This window comes from Allobosea sp. OK403, assembly GCF_900113835.1.
Taxonomy (GTDB): Bacteria; Pseudomonadota; Alphaproteobacteria; order Rhizobiales; family Beijerinckiaceae; genus Allobosea.
In genome coordinates, this window is sequence record NZ_FOQV01000021.1 from 1 (window position 1) to 20,701 (window position 20,701).

At 63.9% G+C, this 20,701-nt stretch carries 16 protein-coding genes, 1 tRNA gene and 1 pseudogene; all 18 read right to left on the minus strand.

The features are described 5' to 3' along the window. On the minus strand, positions 1-95 hold a 95-nt coding region (locus BMZ97_RS31070), incomplete at its 3' end, for a GTP-binding protein (RefSeq protein WP_139221393.1). 54 nt (positions 96-149) lie between these two features. Beyond that, positions 150-2,225, minus strand: a complete 2,076-nt coding sequence (gene fusA, locus BMZ97_RS30330) for an elongation factor G (RefSeq protein WP_092178536.1) — start codon at positions 2,223-2,225, stop codon at positions 150-152. A gap of 34 nt (positions 2,226-2,259) precedes the next feature. Then, the gene (gene rpsG, locus BMZ97_RS30335) at positions 2,260-2,730 is read right to left on the minus strand and encodes a 30S ribosomal protein S7 (protein WP_092178538.1); all 471 of its coding nucleotides are present in this window, start codon (positions 2,728-2,730) and stop codon (positions 2,260-2,262) included. A 72-nt stretch (positions 2,731-2,802) separates the two neighbouring features. Next, positions 2,803-3,174, minus strand: coding sequence for a 30S ribosomal protein S12 (rpsL, locus tag BMZ97_RS30340; RefSeq protein WP_038358286.1), 372 nt, complete (start codon positions 3,172-3,174; stop codon positions 2,803-2,805). A gap of 436 nt (positions 3,175-3,610) precedes the next feature. Then, positions 3,611-7,819, minus strand: a complete 4,209-nt coding sequence (gene rpoC / locus BMZ97_RS30345; protein WP_092178540.1) for a DNA-directed RNA polymerase subunit beta' — start codon at positions 7,817-7,819, stop codon at positions 3,611-3,613. 122 nt (positions 7,820-7,941) lie between these two features. Next, positions 7,942-12,063, minus strand: a complete 4,122-nt coding sequence (rpoB, locus tag BMZ97_RS30350; protein WP_092178542.1) for a DNA-directed RNA polymerase subunit beta — start codon at positions 12,061-12,063, stop codon at positions 7,942-7,944. Positions 12,064-12,321: 258 nt separating this feature from the next. Then, a complete protein-coding gene (gene rplL / locus BMZ97_RS30355; protein ID WP_092178544.1) occupies positions 12,322-12,696 on the minus strand; it encodes a 50S ribosomal protein L7/L12 in 375 nt (124 codons plus the stop codon). A 54-nt stretch (positions 12,697-12,750) separates the two neighbouring features. Next, positions 12,751-13,266 carry a 50S ribosomal protein L10 gene (rplJ, locus tag BMZ97_RS30360; protein ID WP_092178546.1) on the minus strand — a complete coding sequence of 172 codons (516 nt, stop codon included), beginning with the start codon at positions 13,264-13,266 and terminating at the stop codon, positions 12,751-12,753. Between the two features lie 505 nt (positions 13,267-13,771). After that, the gene (rplA, locus tag BMZ97_RS30365) at positions 13,772-14,470 is read right to left on the minus strand and encodes a 50S ribosomal protein L1 (RefSeq protein WP_069692165.1); all 699 of its coding nucleotides are present in this window, start codon (positions 14,468-14,470) and stop codon (positions 13,772-13,774) included. 13 nt (positions 14,471-14,483) lie between these two features. After that, positions 14,484-14,915 carry a 50S ribosomal protein L11 gene (gene rplK / locus BMZ97_RS30370; RefSeq protein WP_069692166.1) on the minus strand — a complete coding sequence of 144 codons (432 nt, stop codon included), beginning with the start codon at positions 14,913-14,915 and terminating at the stop codon, positions 14,484-14,486. A 154-nt stretch (positions 14,916-15,069) separates the two neighbouring features. Further along, positions 15,070-15,690, minus strand: coding sequence for a cytochrome b (locus BMZ97_RS30375; protein ID WP_092178548.1), 621 nt, complete (start codon positions 15,688-15,690; stop codon positions 15,070-15,072). Further along, positions 15,687-17,297, minus strand: a complete 1,611-nt coding sequence (locus BMZ97_RS30380) for a methyl-accepting chemotaxis protein (protein WP_092178550.1) — start codon at positions 17,295-17,297, stop codon at positions 15,687-15,689. Before BMZ97_RS30380 ends, BMZ97_RS30375 begins: the two co-directional genes overlap by 4 nt. 110 nt (positions 17,298-17,407) lie before the next feature. Further along, positions 17,408-17,941 carry a transcription termination/antitermination protein NusG gene (gene nusG / locus BMZ97_RS30385; RefSeq protein WP_069692167.1) on the minus strand — a complete coding sequence of 178 codons (534 nt, stop codon included), beginning with the start codon at positions 17,939-17,941 and terminating at the stop codon, positions 17,408-17,410. A 14-nt stretch (positions 17,942-17,955) separates the two neighbouring features. Beyond that, the gene (gene secE, locus BMZ97_RS30390; protein WP_069692168.1) at positions 17,956-18,150 is read right to left on the minus strand and encodes a preprotein translocase subunit SecE; all 195 of its coding nucleotides are present in this window, start codon (positions 18,148-18,150) and stop codon (positions 17,956-17,958) included. A 180-nt stretch (positions 18,151-18,330) separates the two neighbouring features. Next, entirely contained in the window at positions 18,331-19,062 is a 732-nt protein-coding gene (locus BMZ97_RS30395; RefSeq protein ID WP_175525806.1) for a class I SAM-dependent methyltransferase, read from the minus strand. Positions 19,063-19,111: 49 nt separating this feature from the next. Continuing rightward, positions 19,112-19,187, minus strand: a tRNA-Trp gene (locus tag BMZ97_RS30400). 61 nt (positions 19,188-19,248) lie between these two features. After that, positions 19,249-20,151, minus strand: coding sequence for a dihydrodipicolinate synthase family protein (locus BMZ97_RS30405; RefSeq protein WP_092178553.1), 903 nt, complete (start codon positions 20,149-20,151; stop codon positions 19,249-19,251). A gap of 181 nt (positions 20,152-20,332) precedes the next feature. After that, a pseudogene (tuf, locus tag BMZ97_RS30410) lies at positions 20,333-20,701 on the minus strand (elongation factor Tu); the annotation flags it as partial.

The window sequence follows — 20,701 nt, forward strand, 5'->3', positions numbered from 1 at the left end:
ATCGCTGCCGTCAAAGACGTCTTGCCATGGTCGACGTGACCAATCGTTCCAATGTTGCAATGCGGCTTCGTGCGCGCGAATTTCTCTTTGGCCATCGTAGCCTCCGTCCGTCAGGTCGTTTTCAATGTTCAGCGAATAGTTTTGTCGGTTCAGGCGTACTTGGCCTGGACCTCGGCGGCGACCGCCGAAGGCACTTGCTCGTAGTGGTCGAACTGCATCGTGTAGTTGGCACGTCCCTGGCTGAACGAGCGCAGCTGGTTGACGTAGCCGAACATGTTGGCGAGCGGGACCATCGCGTTGACGACGACCGCGTTGCCGCGCATGTCCTGGCCCTGGATCTGGCCACGGCGCGAGTTCAGATCGCCGATGACCGAACCGGTATAGTCTTCCGGGGTCACCACTTCGACCTTCATGATCGGCTCGAGCAGCACGGAGCCGCCCTTCTGCAGGCCTTCACGCAAAGCAGCGCGCGAGGCGATTTCGAAGGCAAGCGCCGAGGAGTCGACCTCGTGGAAGGCGCCGTCGATCAGCGTGACCTTGACGTCGACGACCGGGAAGCCGGCGATCACGCCGGAGCCGATGACCGAATTGAGGCCCTTTTCGACGCCGGGGATGTATTCCTTCGGAACCGTTCCGCCGACGACCTTCGACTCGAACTCGAAGCCCTTGCCGGTCTCATTCGGCTCGATCACCAGCTTGACGCGGGCGAACTGGCCGGTACCGCCGGTCTGCTTCTTGTGGGTGTAGTCGATCTCGGCCTTCTTGGTGATCGTCTCGCGATAGGCCACCTGGGGAGCGCCGATATTGGCGTCCACCTTGTAGGTCCGGCGCAAGATGTCGACCTTGATGTCGAGATGCAGCTCGCCCATGCCCTTGAGAATGGTCTGGCCACTCTCCTGGTCGGTCGAAACGCGGAACGAGGGATCCTCGTTGGCGAGCTTCGCCAGAGCCAGGCCAAGCTTCTCCTGGTCGGCCTTGGACTTCGGCTCGATCGCGATCGTGATGACCGGCTCGGGGAATTCCATGCGCTCCAGGATGACCGCCTTGACGGGGTCGCACAGCGTGTCGCCGGTGCGGACGTCCTTGAGGCCGGCCAGGGCGACGATGTCGCCGGCGAAAGCCTCCTTGATGTCTTCGCGGTTGTTCGCGTGCATCAGCAGCATGCGGCCGACACGCTCTTTCTTGTCGCGGGTCGAGTTGATGACGCCTGCGCCGGTCTCGATCTTGCCCGAATAGACGCGGCAGAAGGTGATGGTGCCGACGAAGGGGTCGTCCATGATCTTGAAGGCGAGCATGGAGAAGGGATCCTCGTCCGTCGGGTGACGAACGGTCTCTTCCTCGGTCTTGAAGTCGATGCCCTTGATCTCGCCACGATCGACCGGCGAGGGCAGGAAGTCGACGACCGCGTCGAGCAGGGGCTGGACGCCCTTGTTCTTGAAGGCCGAGCCGCAGAGCACGGGATGGAAAGCGCGGCGCTGCACCGCGGTGCGGATCAGCCTGCGCAGCGTCTCGGCGTCGGGCTCGGTGCCTTCGAGATAGGCTTCCATGGCCGCATCGTCCATGTCGACGGCGGCTTCGACGAGCTTGTTGCGGTATTCAGCGGCCTTCTCGGCGAGATCGGCGGGGATCTCCTTCTCTTCGAAGGAAGCGCCCAGCGCTTCGCCGTTCCAGACGATCGCCTTCATCTTGATCAGGTCGACGACGCCAGCGAAATCCGACTCGGAGCCGATCGGGATCTGCAGGCACACCGGCTTGCCGGCGACGCGGTCGATGATGTCCTGGACGCAGCGATAGAAATCGGCGCCGGTCTTGTCCATCTTGTTGACGAACACGATGCGCGGCACGTCGTATTTGTCGGCCTGGCGCCAGACGGTCTCGGTCTGGGGCTCGACGCCCTGGTTGCCGTCGAGCACGCAGACGGCGCCGTCGAGCACGCGCAGCGAACGCTCGACTTCAATGGTGAAGTCGACGTGGCCGGGGGTGTCGATGATGTTCAGGCGATGCTCGCGCCACAGACAGGTGGTCGCAGCCGAGGTGATCGTGATGCCACGCTCTTGCTCCTGCTCCATCCAGTCCATGGTGGCGGCGCCGTCATGGACTTCGCCGATCTTGTGCGACTTGCCGGTGTAATACAGCACGCGCTCGGTCGTCGTCGTCTTGCCGGCGTCGATATGCGCCATGATGCCGAAATTACGGTATCGGTCGATGGGATGAGTGCGTGCCATAGGAGCGCTCTGTCTTTCCTAGTCTGACGAACGGTTACCAGCGATAATGCGAGAAGGCGCGGTTGGCTTCCGCCATCCGGTGCGTGTCTTCACGCTTCTTCACGGCATTTCCGCGGTTGTTGGCGGCATCCATCAGCTCCGAGGAGAGCCGCTCGACCATCGTCTTGTCGTTGCGGCCGCGAGCAGCCGTGATCAGCCAGCGGATCGCCAGCGCCTGACGGCGCTCGGTGCGAACCTCGACCGGAACCTGGTAGGTGGCGCCGCCGACGCGACGCGAACGGACCTCGATCGCCGGGGCGACGTTCTCGAGCGCGCTCTTGAAGACGGCGAGCGGGTCGCTCTTCAGCTTGCCCTCGATGATATCGAAGGCACCGTAGACGATCCGCTCGGCGGTCGACTTCTTGCCTTCGTACATCACCGAATTCATGAACTTCGTCACGATGATATCGTGGAACTTCGGATCGGGAATGATCTCACGCTTTTCAGCGCTATGGCGGCGGGACATCGTCTAGTCTCCGGTCAAATCTCAAAAGCTGCGAACAGGCTCGGGCTCATCACCCCGCCAGTCTGGCAGAACTCACTTCGGACGCTTGGCACCGTACTTCGAACGGCGCTGCTTACGGTTCTTCACGCCCTGCGTGTCGAGCACACCGCGAAGGATGTGATAGCGCACGCCGGGCAAGTCCTTGACGCGGCCGCCGCGGATCATGACGACCGAGTGCTCCTGGAGGTTGTGACCCTCGCCAGGAATATAGCCGATCACTTCGAAGCCGTTGGTCAGGCGCACCTTGGCAACCTTACGCAACGCGGAGTTCGGCTTCTTCGGCGTCGTCGTATAAACGCGCGTGCAGACGCCGCGCTTCTGCGGGCAGGATTCAAGCGCCGGAGCGGTGTTGCGCGCCTTGACGGGCGAACGCGGCTTGCGAATGAGCTGGCTGATTGTCGGCATTCTGGCCTCTCGCTCCACTGAGCGTTTGGAAATCTCTAAATCGACGGTCCAGATCAAGCGAAGCCATGGCACAAACGAAACTGCGCCATCGGCTCCCGGCAGGGAAACCTCAGGCGCATTCGCCAGCAGAGGAACACGGATCACTCCGCATTCATGCTTCTCACCATGTCGTCAATCGACGCTGGAATTCCGAAGGCGTTTCGGTCGCGACATTCGCTCGCAACGAGGCAAGCGACAAACGTGTCCGACAACCTTCGATAGTGGCGCGCTTATGACTCGGCATACGAGTCGCGTCAACCCCAATTCTGGCGACTTCGCCCTGCACGCGGCTCAAACAGCATATTCAGCCGCGGCAACGGGTCAAGCGCCCTTCCCCACAAAGCAAAATGGCCGCCCGAAGGCGGCCATTTCGTAACGATCAAGCGTCAAAGCGCCGTTATTCGGCCGCGGGCAGCGCCGCCGCAACGGCAGCCGCAGCAGCCTTGGCCGCGGAAGCAGCAGCCTTCGCCGCCGCATCGGCCTTCTGACCGACGATGAGATCGTCGCGACGCGTTGCCACCTGCTTGATGCGGGCGACCTGCGCGCCGGTGCCGGCCGGGATCAGCGAGCCGACGATGACGTTCTCCTTGAGGCCTTCCAGCGTGTCGTACTTGCCGTTGACCGCCGCCTCGGTGAGGACGCGTGTGGTCTCCTGGAACGACGCCGCCGAGATGAAGGAGCGCGTCTGCAAGCTCGCCTTGGTGATGCCGAGCAGCACGGGGACGCCGGAAGCGGGCTTCTTGCCCTCCTCCTTCATCTTCGCATTGATCTCCTGCAGCTCGATGCGGTCGACCTGGTCACCGGTCAGGATGTCGGTGTCGCCCGACTCGGTGATTTCGATCTTCTGCAGCATCTGCCGTACGATGACCTCGATGTGCTTGTCGTTGATGCCCACGCCCTGGAGGCGATAGACCTCCTGGATCTCGTTCACCAGATAAGCCGCCAGCTCCTCGACGCCCTTGATCGCCAGGATGTCGTGCGGGGCCGGGTTGCCGTCGAGGATGTAGTCGCCCGTCTCCACGACGTCACCGTCCTGGAGATGGATGTGCTTGCCCTTGGGGATCAGGTACTCGAGCCCCTCGGAACCGTCATGCGGGGTCAGCGTGACCCGGCGCTTGTTCTTGTAGTCCTTGCCGAAGCCGATGACGCCGGCCTTCTCGGCGATGATCGCCGCATCCTTGGGACGACGCGCCTCGAACAGCTCCGCCACCCGCGGCAGACCGCCAGTGATGTCGCGGGTCTTGGCGGAATCCGTCGAGACACGGGCCAGCACGTCACCCGCCTTGATATGGGAGCCGGGCTCGACCGAGATGATGCCGTCGACAGGCAGGATGTAGCGGGCTTCACCGCCACGCGCGAGCTTGGCGATCTTGCCGTCCGGGCCATGCACCGTCAGAGCCGGGCGCAGATCGGACGTACGGGCCGAGCCGCGCCAGTCGATGACGACGCGCTTGTTGATGCCCGTCGCTTCGTCGGTCGTCTCGGTGATCGACATGCCGTCGACCAGGTCCTCGAAGCCGACGGAGCCGTCGACCTCTGCCAGGATCGGGCGGGAATAGGGATCCCACTCGATCAGGCGTTGGCCGCGCTTGACCTTGTCGCCCTCGTCGATGCGCAGCTTCGAGCCGAACTGGACGCGGTGAACCGCGCGCTCGGCGCCGTCCGGCCCCACGATCACGACGGCGATGTTGCGCGCCATTGCGATCAGGTCGCCGTCCGAATTCCGGGCGAGGTTGCGGTTGCGGATCTTGACCACGCCTTCGAAGTTCGACTCGACGAAGGACTGGTCGGCGATCGTCGCCGCGCCACCGATGTGGAAGGTGCGCATGGTGAGCTGCGTACCCGGCTCGCCGATCGACTGCGCCGCGATGACGCCGACGGCTTCGCCCATGTTGACGGGCGTGCCGCGAGCAAGATCGCGTCCGTAGCAGGTGGCGCAGACGCCGTTCTTGGTGGCGCAGGTCAGCACCGAACGGATCTTCACCTCCTGCACACCGGCGGCGTTGATCGCCTCGATGTGGTGCTCGTCGATCATCGTGCCCTTCGGCACCAGGACCTTGCCGTCGATGTCGACGACATCTTCCGCCGCCGAGCGGCCGAGGATGCGGATGCCGAGCGAAGCGACGACCTGACCCGCGTCGATGATGGCGCGCATCTTGATGCCGCTCTCCGAGCCGCAATCGACCTCGGAGATGATGGCATCCTGCGCCACGTCGACGAGACGGCGCGTGAGATAGCCGGAGTTGGCCGTCTTGAGCGCGGTATCGGCGAGGCCCTTGCGGGCGCCGTGGGTCGAGTTGAAGTACTCGAGAACGTCGAGGCCTTCCTTGAAGTTCGAGATGATCGGCGACTCGATGATCTCGCCCGAGGGCTTGGCCATCAGGCCGCGCATCGCCGCGAGCTGCTTCATCTGGGCCGGCGAACCACGCGCTCCGGAGTGGCTCATCATGTAGATCGAGTTGATCGGCTTATCGCGACCGTTCTCGTCCTTCTTCACGGTCGAGATGCGGGCCATCATCTCCTGGGCGAGCTTGTCGGAGCACTTCGCCCAGGCGTCGACGACCTTGTTGTACTTCTCGCCCTGAGTGATCAGGCCGTCCTGGTACTGCTGCTCGTAATCCTTGGCGAGCGCGCGGGTGGTGTCGACGATCTCCCACTTGTTCTCCGGCACGACCATGTCGTCCTTGCCGAAGGAGATGCCGGCCTTGAAGGCGTGGGTGAAGCCCAGCGACATGATGCGGTCGCAGAAGATCACCGATTCCTTCTGACCGCAGCCGCGATAGACGGCGTCGATCATTCCCGAGATTTCCTTCTTCGTCATCAGGCGGTTGCTGACGTCGAAGGTCATGTTCGGGTGCTTGGGCAGCGCGGTCGAGAGAATGACGCGGCCAGGCGTGGTGTCGTAGATCTTGGTGTAGGACTTGCCGTCCTGATCGACGCCGGTCCAGCGGTATTTGATCTTCGAATGCAGCGTCACGACCTTCTCGTGCAGCGCGTATTCGAGTTCGCCGAAATCGCCGAAGATCTTGCCCTGGCCCGGCTCGCCGTCAGAGACGATCGAGAGATAGTAGAGGCCGAGCACGATGTCCTGCGACGGCACGATGATCGGAAGACCGTTGGCCGGGTGCAGGATGTTGTTGGTCGACATCATCAGGACGCGCGCTTCCAACTGCGCTTCCAGCGACAGCGGAACGTGCACGGCCATCTGGTCGCCGTCGAAGTCGGCGTTGAAGGCGGCGCAGACCAGCGGGTGAAGCTGGATCGCCTTGCCTTCGATCAGCACCGGCTCGAAAGCCTGGATGCCGAGCCTGTGAAGCGTCGGGGCGCGGTTCAGCAGCACCGGATGCTCGCGGATGACCTCGTCCAGGATGTCCCAGACCTCGGGCTTCTCCTTCTCGACCAGCTTCTTGGCCTGCTTGACAGTGGTCGAGTAACCCTTGGCGTCGAGGCGCGCATAGATGAACGGCTTGAACAGCTCGAGCGCCATCTTCTTGGGCAGCCCGCACTGGTGCAGCTTCATCTCCGGGCCGACCACGATGACCGAACGGCCGGAATAGTCGACGCGCTTGCCGAGCAGGTTCTGGCGGAAGCGGCCCTGCTTGCCCTTCAGCATGTCGGCGAGCGACTTCAGCGGACGCTTGTTGGCGCCCGTGATGACGCGGCCGCGGCGGCCGTTATCGAACAGCGCATCGACCGATTCCTGCAGCATCCGCTTCTCGTTGCGGATGATGATGTCGGGCGCGCGCAGTTCGATCAGCCGCTTCAGGCGGTTGTTGCGGTTGATCACCCGGCGATAGAGGTCGTTCAGGTCGGAGGTCGCGAAGCGGCCGCCGTCGAGCGGCACCAGCGGGCGCAGATCGGGCGGGATCACTGGAATGATGGTCATGACCATCCATTCCGGCTTGTTGCCGGACTGCTGGAACGCCTCGATGATCTTGAGGCGCTTCATCAGCTTCTTGGGCTTCAGCTCCGACGTCGTCGTCGCGATCTCATGCTTGAGATCGGCGTTGATCTGGTCGAGGTCGAGCGCGCGCAGCATCTCGCGGATGGCTTCCGCGCCGATCATCGCCGTGAAGGTGTCGGCGCCATACTCTTCCTGGCAGCGGACATACTCTTCCTCGGACAGGATCTGACGGTCCTTGAGAGGCGTCAGGCCCGGCTCGATGACGACATAGGACTCGAAATAGAGAATGCGCTCGAGATCCTTGAGCGGCATGTCCATCAGAAGACCGATGCGCGAGGGCAGCGACTTCAGGAACCAGATATGCGCAACGGGAGCGGCGAGCTCGATATGGCCCATGCGCTCGCGCCGGACGCGCGCAAGCGTGACTTCCACGCCGCACTTCTCGCAGATGACGCCCTTGAACTTCATGCGCTTGTACTTGCCGCACAGGCACTCGTAGTCCTTGATCGGCCCGAAGATGCGGGCGCAGAACAGGCCGTCGCGCTCGGGCTTGAAAGTCCGGTAGTTGATGGTCTCCGGCTTTTTGATCTCGCCATAGGACCAGGACAGGATCTTCTCCGGGCTCGCGATCGAGATCTTGATCGCGTCGAAGGCCTGCTGCACCGGCTGCTGGCCGAAAAGGTTCATGACCTCTTGCTTCATCGCCTGTCTCCTCTGGCCGGTGGGGACAAAACCCCTTCCCGGCGAAAAATCTTCAAATGGCAGTCGGGAGTAGGCAGTCGGCAGTCGCACTCACGATTGCCGACTGCCGATTGCCGATTGCCTTATTCAGCCGCTTCAGCCGGCGGCAACTCGCCCGGCTTCACCTTGTTGCTGATCAACTCGACGTTGAGGCCGAGCGAGCGCATTTCCTTGACGAGCACGTTGAAGCTCTCGGGGATGCCGGCTTCGAAGTTGTCCTCGCCGCGCACGATCGACTCGTAGACCTTGGTGCGGCCCGCGACGTCGTCCGACTTCACCGTCAGCATTTCCTGCAGCGTGTAGGCGGCGCCGTAAGCCTCGAGCGCCCAGACCTCCATCTCGCCGAAGCGCTGACCGCCGAACTGCGCCTTGCCGCCCAGCGGCTGCTGGGTGACGAGCGAGTACGGGCCGATCGAACGGGCATGGATCTTGTCGTCGACCAGGTGGTGCAGCTTCAGCATGTAGATGTAGCCGACCGTGACCTTGCGGTCGAAGGGCTCGCCGGTACGGCCGTCATAGAGCGTCGACTGGCCGGACGAGTGAAGCCCCGCCTGCTCCAGCAGCCGCTCGATATCGGCCTCCTTGGCACCGTTGAACACCGGCGTCGCCATCGGCACGCCGCGACGCAGGTTCTGGCCCATCTCGACGAGCTCGTTCTCGTCCATCGACGCGATGATCTCGTTGTCGTCGTAGACAGCGTCGAACGAAGCCCGCAGCGCCTTGACGTCATGGCCCTTCTTATAGGCGTCGAGCGCGGCACCGATCTGCTTGCCCAGACCTGCAGCGGCCCATCCGAGATGGGTCTCCAGGATCTGGCCGACGTTCATGCGCGAAGGCACGCCCAGCGGGTTCAGCACGATGTCGGCATGGGTGCCGTCCTCGAGGAACGGCATGTCCTCGGCCGCAACGATGCGCGAGACCACACCCTTGTTGCCGTGACGGCCGGCCATCTTGTCGCCCGGCTGGATCTTGCGCTTCACCGCGACGAAGACCTTGACCATCTTCATCACGCCCGGAGGCAGCTCGTCGCCGCGCTGCAGCTTCTCGACCTTGTCGAGGAAGCGCTGCTCGAGGCGCTTCTTCGACTCGTCGTACTGCTTCCGCATCGCTTCGATCTCGGTCATCAACGGATCGTCGCCGACCGCAAACAGCCACCACTGCGAACGCGGGAACTCGCTCATGCCCTCGCGGGTGATGACCGTGTCCTTCTTGAAGCCCTTGGGGCCGGCAAGACCGGTCTTGCCGTTCAGGATGTCGGCGAGACGGGCGAAGGTGTTGCGGTCGAGGATCGCCTGCTCGTCGTCGCGGTCCTTGGCGAGACGCTCGATCTCCTCGCGCTCGATCGCCTGGGCGCGCTCATCCTTGTCGACGCCATGGCGGTTGAACACGCGCACTTCGACGATCGTGCCCTGCACGCCCGGCGGCACCCGCAGCGAGGTGTCGCGCACGTCCGAGGCCTTCTCGCCGAAGATGGCACGCAGCAGCTTCTCTTCCGGCGTCATCGGGCTTTCGCCCTTGGGCGTGATCTTGCCGACGAGGATGTCGCCAGCAGCCACTTCGGCGCCGATATAGACGATACCGGCTTCGTCCAGGTTCTTCAGCGCTTCTTCCGAGACGTTCGGAATGTCGCGCGTGATTTCCTCCGGACCCAGCTTGGTGTCGCGGGCCATGACCTCGAATTCCTCGATATGGATCGAGGTGAAGATGTCTTCCGAGACGATCTTCTCCGAGAGCAGGATCGAGTCCTCGAAGTTGTAGCCGTTCCACGGCATGAACGCGACGAGCACGTTGCGGCCGAGCGCGAGCTCGCCGAACTCGGTCGACGGGCCGTCGGCGACGATGTCACCCTTCTTGATGATGTCGCCGACGCGCACCAGCGGACGCTGCGTGATGCAGGTCGACTGGTTGGAGCGCTGGAACTTCTGCAGGCGATAGATGTCGACGCCGGGCTTGGTCGGGTCCATCTCGTCGGAGGCGCGGATAACGATACGCGTCGCATCGACCTGGTCGACGACGCCGCCACGGCGGGCAGCGATCGCAGCACCCGAGTCACGGGCCACGACGGCTTCCATGCCGGTGCCGACGAAAGGCGCGTCGGCGCGAACCAGCGGCACCGCCTGGCGCTGCATGTTCGAGCCCATCAGCGCGCGGTTCGCGTCGTCGTTCTCAAGGAACGGGATCAGCGCCGCAGCGACCGAGACGAGCTGCTTGGGCGAGACGTCCATGAAGTCGACCTTGTCGACCGGCGTGACGATGACTTCACCGGCGCGGCGGCAGACGATCAGGTCGTCGGTGAGACGGCCTTCCTTGTCGGTCGCGGCATTGGCCTGGGCGACGTTGTACTTCGCCTCCTCCATCGCCGAGAGATAGATGATCTCGTCGGTCTGGCGGCCGTCGCGGATGCGGCGATAGGGGCTCTCGATGAAGCCGTACTTGTTCACCCGCGCGAAGGTGGCGAGCGAGTTGATCAGACCGATATTCGGGCCTTCCGGCGTCTCGATCGGGCAGATGCGGCCGTAATGGGTCGGGTGCACGTCGCGCACCTCGAAGCCGGCGCGCTCACGGGTCAGACCGCCCGGTCCAAGCGCCGAAAGACGACGCTTATGCGTGACTTCCGAGAGCGGGTTGGTCTGGTCCATGAACTGCGAGAGCTGCGACGAGCCGAAGAACTCGCGCACCGCGGCAGCCGCCGGCTTGGCGTTGATCAGGTCCTGCGGCATCACCGTGTCGATGTCGACCGAGGACATGCGCTCCTTGATGGCGCGCTCCATGCGCAGCAGACCCAGGCGATACTGGTTCTCCATCAGCTCGCCGACCGAGCGGACGCGGCGGTTGCCGAGATGGTCGATGTCGTCGATCTCGCCCTTGCCGTCGCGCAGGTCGACCAGCGCCTTGACGACCGCAAAGATGTCCTCCTTGCGCAGGATGCGCACGGTGTCCTCGGCGTCGAGGTCGAGGCGCATGTTCATCTTGACGCGGCCGACGGCCGAGAGATCGTAGCGCTCCGCGTCGAAGAACAGCGACTGGAACATGTTCTCGGCGGTCTCGAGCGTCGGCGGCTCGCCGGGACGCATCACGCGGTAGATGTCGAACAGCGCCTCTTCACGGCGCGAGTTCTTGTCCACGTTGAGCGTGTTGCGGATGTAGGGGCCGACCGTGATGTGGTCGATGTCGAGCACCGGGATCTCGTCGAAGCCCGCATCGGTGAGCAGCTTCAGCGACTTCTCGGTGATCTCCTCGCCGGCCTCGGCGAAGACTTCGCCGGTCGCGGGGTTGACCAGATCCTCGGCGATGTACTGGGTGTAGAGGTCCTCGTCCGTGGCACGCAGGAACTTGAGGCCCTTCTCGGCGAGCTGCCGGGCGGTACGCGCGACGAGCTTCTTGCCGGCCTCGACCACGACCTCGCCGGTGTCGGCGTCGATCATGTCGGCGGTGGCCTTGAAGCCCTTCATGCGCTCCGCATCATAGGGAACGCGCCAGCCCTTGGGATCGCGGACATAGTTGATGTGGGCGTAGAAGCGGCTGAGGATCTCCTCGCCGTCCATGCCGAGCGCGAACAGCAGCGACGTGACCGGGATCTTACGCTTCCGGTCGATGCGGGCGTAGACGATGTCCTTGGCGTCGAATTCGATGTCGAGCCAGGACCCGCGATACGGGATGATGCGCGCGGCGAAGAGCAGCTTGCCCGAGGAATGGGTCTTGCCCTTGTCGTGGTCGAAGAACACGCCCGGCGAACGGTGCATCTGCGAGACGATGACGCGCTCGGTGCCGTTGACGATGAAGGTGCCGTTATCGGTCATGAGCGGCATGTCGCCCATGTAGACATCCTGCTCCTTGATGTCCTTGACCGACTTCGCCTGGGTGTCGGGATCGATATCGAACACGATCAGGCGCAGCGTCACCTTGAGCGGCGCAGAGAAGGTCATGCCGCGCTGGCGGCACTCGTCGACGTCGTATTTCGGCGGCTCGAAGGTGTACTTGACGAATTCGAGCAGCGAAGCGCCCGAGAAATCGCCGATCGGGAAGACCGACTTGAAGACGGACTGCAGGCCTTCGTCGCCGCGGCCGCCCTTGGGCTCGTCGACCATCAGGAACTGGTCGTAGGACGCCTTCTGAACCTCGATGAGGTTCGGCATCTGCGCCACTTCCTTGAGTTTTCCGAAGAACTTGCGGACGCGCCTGCGGCCCTGGAGCGAATTGACCATTTTGTTCCTCGCAATCTCTCGGACGGCTCACCCGGCAGTCTGCCGCAGGAGAGGCGGCTTGGCCGCCGGGTGAGCCGTTCGGCGCATCATCGCGCCGACATCATCTGAACTGGAGCCTCACAACGCAAAGTTGCGTCGGAAGCTTTCTCAACCTGTCCGCACGCAAGTACGGAAACGACGCAACAGCCCCGGAGGCGGAGAACCGCCCCGGGACTGTCTGTGTTGACTAGGGTCGGACCGGCATTACGCCGGCCCAGCTCACTTGAGCTCGACCTTGGCGCCGACGGCCTCGAGCTGCTTCTTGAGCTTCTCGGCCTCGTCCTTGGTCACCGCTTCCTTGACAGCCTTCGGAGCGGCCTCGACCAGATCCTTGGCTTCCTTGAGGCCCAGGCCGGTGATGGCGCGGACTTCCTTGATGACTTCAATCTTCTTGTCGCCGGCGGCGGCAAGAATGACGTTGAACTCGGTCTGCTCTTCGACAGCAGCCGCAGCGGGACCAGCGGCGGGGCCGGCAACCGCAACGGCGGCAGCGGCGGAAACGCCCCACTTCTCTTCGAGAAGCTTGGCGAGGTCGGCGGCCTCGAGGACCGTGAGGGACGACAGCTCGTCAACGAGCTTAGCAAGATCAGCCATGGTTAAGTTCCTACGTAAAAGAGGTTCGAACGTTGATCAGGGGTAACTGGCCGTTCAGGCCGCATCCTTGTCGGCATATGCCTGAAACACGCGCGCGAGCTTCGCAGCAGGCGCGGTCGAGAGCTGGGCAAGCTTGGTTGCAGGAGCCTGAAGCAGGCCGAGCAACTTGGCGCGCAGTTCGTCGAGCGAGGGCATCGTGGCCAGGGCCTTGACGCCGTCGGGGTTCAGGGCGGTCTTGCCCATCGCGCCGCCGAGGATGACGAGCTTGTCGTTCTCCTTGGCGAAAGCGGTGGCGACCTTCGGCGCCGCGACCGGATCGTTGGAATAAGCGATCAGGGTGGGACCCGTCAGCAGATTGCTGATGGACGCGACGTCGGTGCCTTCAAGAGCGATCTTGGCCAGCCGGTTCTTTGCGACCTTCACGGTGGCGCCATTGGCCTTCATCTCACGACGAAGCTTCTGGAACTGGGCCACCGTCAAACCCGCATAGTGGGCCACGACAACGACCGACGTGTTCGCAAACACACCGTTCAGCGTCGCGACGGCATCATTCTTTGCCGTTCTATCCACTGGGCTCTCTCCGGTAGGCGGCAGGCTTGAGGGCTTGCCGCCGGTTGCACGTGTCGCTCTCAAGAAACCCCGGTTGACACCGGCGCTGTATAAGAGCGACGCTCAGTGCCCTGTCCCCGCTCTTGACCGTTGCCGGCCGCGATCGGGCGAGATGGTTCGAACCGTCTTCGGGACCTTGCGATCCCGCTTGAGCTCTTGCACCGTCTATGCAGGCCTCTTGGCGAAATTATGCCCCCAGCCGAAGCCGAGGAGCACCTGCAGTCTCAGACAGGACTGGATGATTCGGGCCCAAAGATCGCTCTCCGCGCCCCAAACATCCATTCTTCGGCGGCAAACCGCCGAAAAACGCGAAACGGACCCCCTCGTGCGAAGCACGCTGGAGCCCACATCACTTATGGAAACAGGCCTGCGTCTTAACGCTTTCGCCTGCTTCTGCCAAGTGGGGACTTGACCCCGTCGGATCAAGTCCGGGCAACGGCCGGCGTGAAGCCGGCCGTCAGGCCTCTCAGCCGCCCATCACCGTGTTGGGCTCGATCTTGACGCCCGGACCCATGGTCGAGGAAATCGCGACGCGCTGGATATAGGTGCCCTTGGCGCCGGCAGGCTTGGCCTTGGCGACGGAATCGGCGAACGCCTTGATGTTCTCGGCGAGCTTGTCGGCCGTGAACGAGACCTTGCCGACGGCCGCATGCACGATGCCGGCCTTCTCGACGCGGAACTCGACCGAACCGCCCTTGGACGCCGCAACCGCGGTGGTGATGTCCATGGTGACGGTGCCGACCTTCGGGTTCGGCATCAGGCCGCGCGGACCCAGCACCTTACCGAGACGGCCGACCAGCGGCATCATGTCCGGGGTCGCGATGCAGCGATCGAACTCGATCGTGCCCTTGGAGACAAGATCGACCAGCTCTTCGGCACCGACGATGTCGGCCCCGGCCTTCTTGGCCTCTTCCGCCTTGGCGCCGCGAGCAAACACAGCGACGCGCAGGACGCGGCCCGAGCCGTTGGGCAGGTTGCAGACGCCACGAACCATCTGGTCGGCGTGACGCGGATCGACACCCAGGTTCATCGCGACCTCAACGGTCTCGTCGAACTTGGCGTTGGCGCGCTCCTTGACCATCGCGACAGCGAGATCGAGCGGGTAGAGCTTGGTGCGGTCGATGCCCTCACGGGCCTTCACGACGCGCTTTGCGACATGTGCCATCGTCTGTTTCCCCTCAGCCCACGACTTCCAGGCCCATGGACCGGGCGGAGCCCTTGATCATGGACGAGGCGGATTCGATCGAATCGCAGTTGAGATCGGCCATCTTCTTCTCGGCGATCTCAGTGATCTGAGCGACGGTGACCTTGCCGACATTGCCGCCGCGACCAGGCGTCTTCGAGCCGGCAGTCAGGCCAGCGGCCTTCTTCAGCCAGTACGAGACCGGCGGCTGCTTCATCTCGAAGGTGAAGGAGCGATCCTGATACGCGGTGATGATCACCGGGATCGGCATGCCCTTTTCCATCTGCGCGGTCTTCGCGTTGAAGGCCTTGCAGAATTCCATGATGTTGAGGCCGCGCTGACCCAGCGCCGGACCGATCGGCGGCGACGGATTGGCCGCGCCCGCCGGAACCTGAAGCTTCACGTAACCCGTGATCTTCTTTGCCATGATGGCTGCTCCTGCCGTCCGCTCCGACGCCTATCGGAACGACGACGCCCTGCCCGCGAACTGCTTCGCTCGGGGTCAGGGTGGTTGCAGAGCGTGGTGCGGCAGGGTGATCCGGTTGGCGACCGGCCGGCCTCCCACGCAAGTGAGGCGCGGGCTATTGCATATTCGAAGCGGAAGGGAAAGCACTTTCCGGCTGCGTCATCTTGCCCGGTGGCAAGGCGGCGCGCGTGCTGCCGCGCTGAATGAAGTCCCCCAGCGCAATGCCGATATGCGCCACGACCAGCGCAATCAAGCCGAAAGCGAGCCAGGCATGGCTCCTGAACAGCTGATCCGCGTAGCCCGCCCCCTCAGGCCAGACCGGCGGCAGCGAAAGGCCGAAATAGACATCGCGCGCGCCATAGTCGGATATGCCGGCCAAGCCCAACAGCGGCGTCAGGATCAACCCCGCATAGAGAATGCCATGGACAACATGGCTACCCGCCCCCCGGCGCCAACGCCCCGTCAGCTGCGCGAAGACCCGATAGCAAAGCCGCAACAGGACGAGCCCCAGCAAACTCACCCCAGCCGTCTTGTGGAAGGTGTAGAATGCGTCCGCCAGCGGTCCATCACCGATCTGCTTCATCAAGACGCCAGTCGCGAACATGACGAGCACAAGCCCAGCCGTCAGCCAATGCAACAGCTTCGAAATGGCCGGGAACATCCGCTGCCCCTGCCCCTCGACGACATGGATCGGCGCGAGAGCTTTCGCGCTTCCGCGCGTGACTGGCGCGCTCATGCTCTCATTCCATGCGTCTCGACGATGAAGGCATCGACCGCCTCACGCAGCTCGGAAGCTTTGCGATCGAGATCGGCCGAGGCCAGCGTCGCGACCTCCCCGGTCCGCCGCCAGCTCTCGACCATGCCGGCGACTTGCCCGACCTGCTCCGCAGCGAGCCGGACATCGCCCGCCGTCTTGGCCGTGCTGCTGCTGATCGAGCGCGAGCTCGCCTCCTGGCGCTGGGCCAGTCCCGAAATCGCCGCAGCCGCACGGTCGACCTGATCAACCGAGGCGACCAGCGCGCCGACGCGCTCCGACATGCCGCCGGCCGCCGCACGGATCGCCGCCAGCCCGCGCCGGACCTCCTCCGTCGCTTGCGCTGTCCGGTTGGCGAGCTGCTTGACCTCGGCAGCCACTACGGCGAAGCCACGCCCGGCCTCGCCCGCATGCGCGGCCTCGATCGTCGCGTTGAGGGCGAGCAGATTGGTCTTGCTCGCCACCTGTTCGATGACGTCGATGACCTGGTCGATGCTGCGTACCGCCTCCGCCAACTCGACATTGTCATCGGCGGCCGCCGAAACCAGGGATTTGGCAGCTTCGGCCACGGCCGAGGTCGCCTGTGCCTCGCCGGTCGTGTTGGCCAGGAGCGTCGACACCTCGGCGATGGAACGGGCGACGTCGTCGACATGGGACGAGGCGCGCTGCGTCGACTGTGCGGCCGCGGCCGCTTGCGCATCGACGGAGCCGGACAGACGAGCGAGTTCGCCCGACGCCCCCGACATCCGCGCGGCATGCTGCTCCAGCGCGGACGCGATCGCGGCGATGCGCTCCTGGAAAGCGACGCTATGGATTTGAATCCGCTCCTGCCTGGCGATCTCCTCCGCCAGGGAGGAGAGCCGCGCAGCCGCCGCGGCTTGCTGCGAGCGCTGCTCGCCGAGATGCGTCGCCAAGGCGCGACCGAGCATGCCGATCTCGTCGCGGCGCATCGCGACCTTGTCGAGCCAGGCCTGGTCTCGCTCGCTCGTGCCGAGCGCCCGGGCCATGCCGATGATCGGCTTGACCAGCCAGCGATATTCGAGCGTCACGATCATCACGACCATGAACATGGCCAGCAACGAGAGCAGGACCTTGTTCTGGCGCGCATTATCGACGTGGTAGGCGAGCCGGCCGGCGACCGCGCCAACGCCCTGGTTCAGGGCCATGCGCAACTCGTTGCGCTTGACGGTGGATTCGCGAAGCGCCACGCGCGCGGCCTTGCGATCCGTGGCTGCAAACCGGGCCAGCTGGTGCAGCAGCACGACGGCCTCCTCGGCGCGCATTCGAACGTCCCCGTCGAGCGACGTGGCGACGCCAGCCGTGGCACTTTCCACCGATTCGATATCGGCTCGCTCCGGCACGGCGCCATTATCGGGCAACAGGGCGTTGATCACGCGCTGATAGGCGGGGCTCGTCGTCGCCATCGCATCGGCAGCAGCCACGCGCGCGACAAGATCGCGCGAAAACTCGGACAGCCGGCTGGCTCCGACGAACTCGGTCGCGGCAAACAGGCAAGCAATCAAGCCGAGCATGGCGCCCCAGAGCGCCAGACGCTGATCGACAGTCGCCCTGAAGGACTTTGGAAACATGCCACCCGCGCCAGATCGTCAGGCGCGGACCTTGCGGCAAGCGGGTGAAGGAGCCGTTAACCACGACGACCCGGTGGGCACGCGGCCCGCCGAGCCTTGTCAGGTAATGCTCAGAGCTTCTCGACCTGGCCGTATTCGAGCTCGACCGGGGTCGCGCGGCCGAAGATAGAGACGGCGACCTTGAGCCGGGCGCGGCCGTGATCGACATCCTCGACCACGCCGTTGAACGAGGCGAAGGGCCCGTCGGAGACCTTCACCTGCTCGCCGATCTCGAAGACGACCGTCGGCTTGGGCCGCTCGATGCCCTCGGCGACCTGGCCCTTGATCCGCATCGCCTCGACCTCGGGGATCGGCATGGGCTTGGCCTTGTCGGCGCCCAGGAAGCCGGTGACCTTCGGCGTGTTCTTGATCAGGTGATAGACCTCATCGGTCATCTCGCACTTCACCAGCACATAACCGGGGAAGAACTTGCGCTCGGCATCGACCTTGCGGCCGCGCCGAACCTCGACGACCTTCTCGGTCGGCACCAGGACCTCGTCGAACTTGTCGGCGAGATTGCGCTGCGCCGCCTGATCGCGGATCGACTGCGCGACCTTGTTCTCGAAGTTGGAATAGGCGTGGACGATGTACCAGCGAGTTGTCACGTGTCTGATTCCGTTCAGCGTGCGCCGAGGATGATGCCGAGCGACCAACGAATGATCGTATCGGTGAAAAGGAAGAACAGGCTCGAGACGACCACCATGGCGAGCACGAGGCCCGTCGTGATCAGCGTCTCGCGCCGAGACGGCCAGGTGACCTTCGTCGCTTCGGTGCGAACGTCCTGCAGGAAGCTGAAGGGGTTGGTCTTAGCCATCGTATCACCTCGGGTTCCAAAACCGCGCTCCGGCCTTCGCCGAAGGCCGAATCGGCCGTCCTGAAACATTCGCGGCGCGGGGCTCGTGGAGCCGCGCGCCGTCATGACGTGCCTCTTACAACGGGCCGCAGCGTTAGCCAAGCGCCTTTTCAAGGGCCTGCGAGCAGCCTTGGCCAGGAGCTAGAGGCGTTTGCCGCCCAGCAGCAGGAAGGATGGCCGCTCCCGCTCCTTCGCCCATTCCGGATGGGCCGCGACCTGGTCTTCGCTCGGAGCCCATTCCACGCAATGCGTCAGGGCAAAGCCGGCTCGGAGCATGAGGTCGAGATAGGTCGCGATCGTGCGGTGCTGCTTGATCACGCCCTTCGCCAGCCAGTCCGTCCTGCGTGGCCCTTCCGCCAGATAGCCGTTCACCGGCCAGGCCGGCTGCCCGTCGGGATCGAGCGACCAGCCCTGATGAGCGGGAGCCGTCATCAAGGGATGTTCGACCGAGCAGACCAGCATGCCGCCAGGCGGTAACGCCTGGCCGACCCTTTCGAGCAACCCGCCCAGATCCGTCAGATAGTGAAAGGCAAGCGAGCTATAGGCGAAATCGAAACTGCAGGGTGCAGGCGCGAAGCGCTCCAGATCGGCGCGCTCATAGCTGACGGCCTTGTCCCCGGTCTCTTCCCGTGCCCTTGCCAGCATGTTCTCGGAGACATCGACGCCGAGCACGCTCACCGCGCCGTTCGCCCTCGCCCAGCGGCAGAACCAGCCAAAGCCGCAGCCGAGATCGAGAACCCTGAGGCCACGCAGATCGGGAAGGAAGCTTTGCAGCACCGGCCATTCGGGCGCGCCGTCGAGGCCGTGAAGCGAACGTGGCAGCTGGCTGTAGGCGCTGAAGAAAGCCGGCGTATCGTAGATGTTCTGCGTCATCGGCGATCTACAGAACCAACCGGCGCCGGAAACCGGCTTCATGCGGGACTGGCAGGGGCGGTAGGGCTCGAACCTACGACAACCGGTTTTGGAGACCGGTACTCTACCAACTGAGCTACACCCCTGTAGTCGGCGATGCTTTGCCTCAAGGCGCGGAGGTTTTCAAGTCGAAAACGCAGCCTATCGTCATCCCGTGCGATAGGGTCCGAGTTCCCTGGCATAACGCTCGACCAGCTTCAGGCCAAATTCCGTCGGCCGCAGCGCCGGGCCGCGATCATGGATGGCAATCCCCGCCCGCGCCCCGAATATCCGCTTGCCATAGCAGAGCAGGGCCTCGATCGACTGCATGATGAAGGTAATGGCCGGCAGCACCTCCCGATAGATAGCCTCGGCCTCCGCCTCATCCCTCGCAATATAGCGCTCATAGGCGCGCAGAGCATAGTCGATCGTGTCCGGCGCCAGGATCATGCCGACGCAGCCGGCCCGGAAATTGTCGATCAATTCGAGCCCTCCTCGACCATTCAGGATGGGCAGGCGCCCTTCGGTGACCGCGATCAGCCGCTCGATCTCGACGACGGAACCCTCTCCCTTGATGAGGCAGATGTTCGGGTGCTGCCGCACCAGTTCGCGGATGTCTTCCGCCGACAGACCACGGCCCATATAGGTAGGGGCGTTTTGGATCGCGACCGGTAACGAGGTTGCCTCGGCGACACGCCCGAAGAAGCGGATATACTCGGCTGCGCCGAAGCTGCCGACCATGGGCGGCTGGAGAATCACCCAATCGGCGCCATTCCGCTCCGCGACGCGGACGAGATCGATCTGCTCCGCCACCGACGCGCCGAAGATGGTGAAGGCGAGCGGCTTGCGGCCGGCAACATCCTCCGCCATCCACTCCATGACCGTGCAGCGCTCGGCAACGGTGAGCTTCGAGACTTCGGTGGCGAGGCCAAGCGCCGCCATGCCCTGCACATCGAGATCGAGGCTGATCTCAGTCTGCCGGCGCATCGCATCGCGATCCAGCCGCTCCTGCGCGTCAAACAGGGCGAAGACGATCGAATGGATGCCGGGAAAGGGTGGCTTGAAATGCATCGGGCATGCTCCTCCATGATCGGAGCGGCTGAGCCCGCTCTCTCAGGCAAATCTAGAGCATGGAATTCGCAGGCGGCGCATAACGCTTCGGCGGGCCGGCTGCGCGGCAAGGGCATGGACAAAAACAGAAAAGGGCGGTGTTTCCACCGCCCTTTCCCAAACTCGGACCTGATCCAATCGATCAGGCAATGATCGAAGCAACAACGCCGGCACCGACGGTGCGGCCACCTTCGCGGATGGCGAAGCGCAGCTTCTCCTCCATCGCGATCGGCACGATCAGGTGCACTTCCATGGCGATGTTATCGCCAGGCATCACCATCTCGGTGCCCTCAGGCAGGTGCACCACGCCGGTCACGTCCGTCGTGCGGAAGTAGAACTGCGGGCGGTAGTTGGTGAAGAACGGCGTATGACGACCGCCCTCCTCCTTCGTCAGGATGTAGGCCTCGGCCTTGAACTTGGTGTGCGGCTTCACCGAACCCGGCTTGCACAGGATCTGCCCGCGCTCGACGTCCTCGCGCTTCGTGCCGCGCAGCAGCGCGCCGATGTTGTC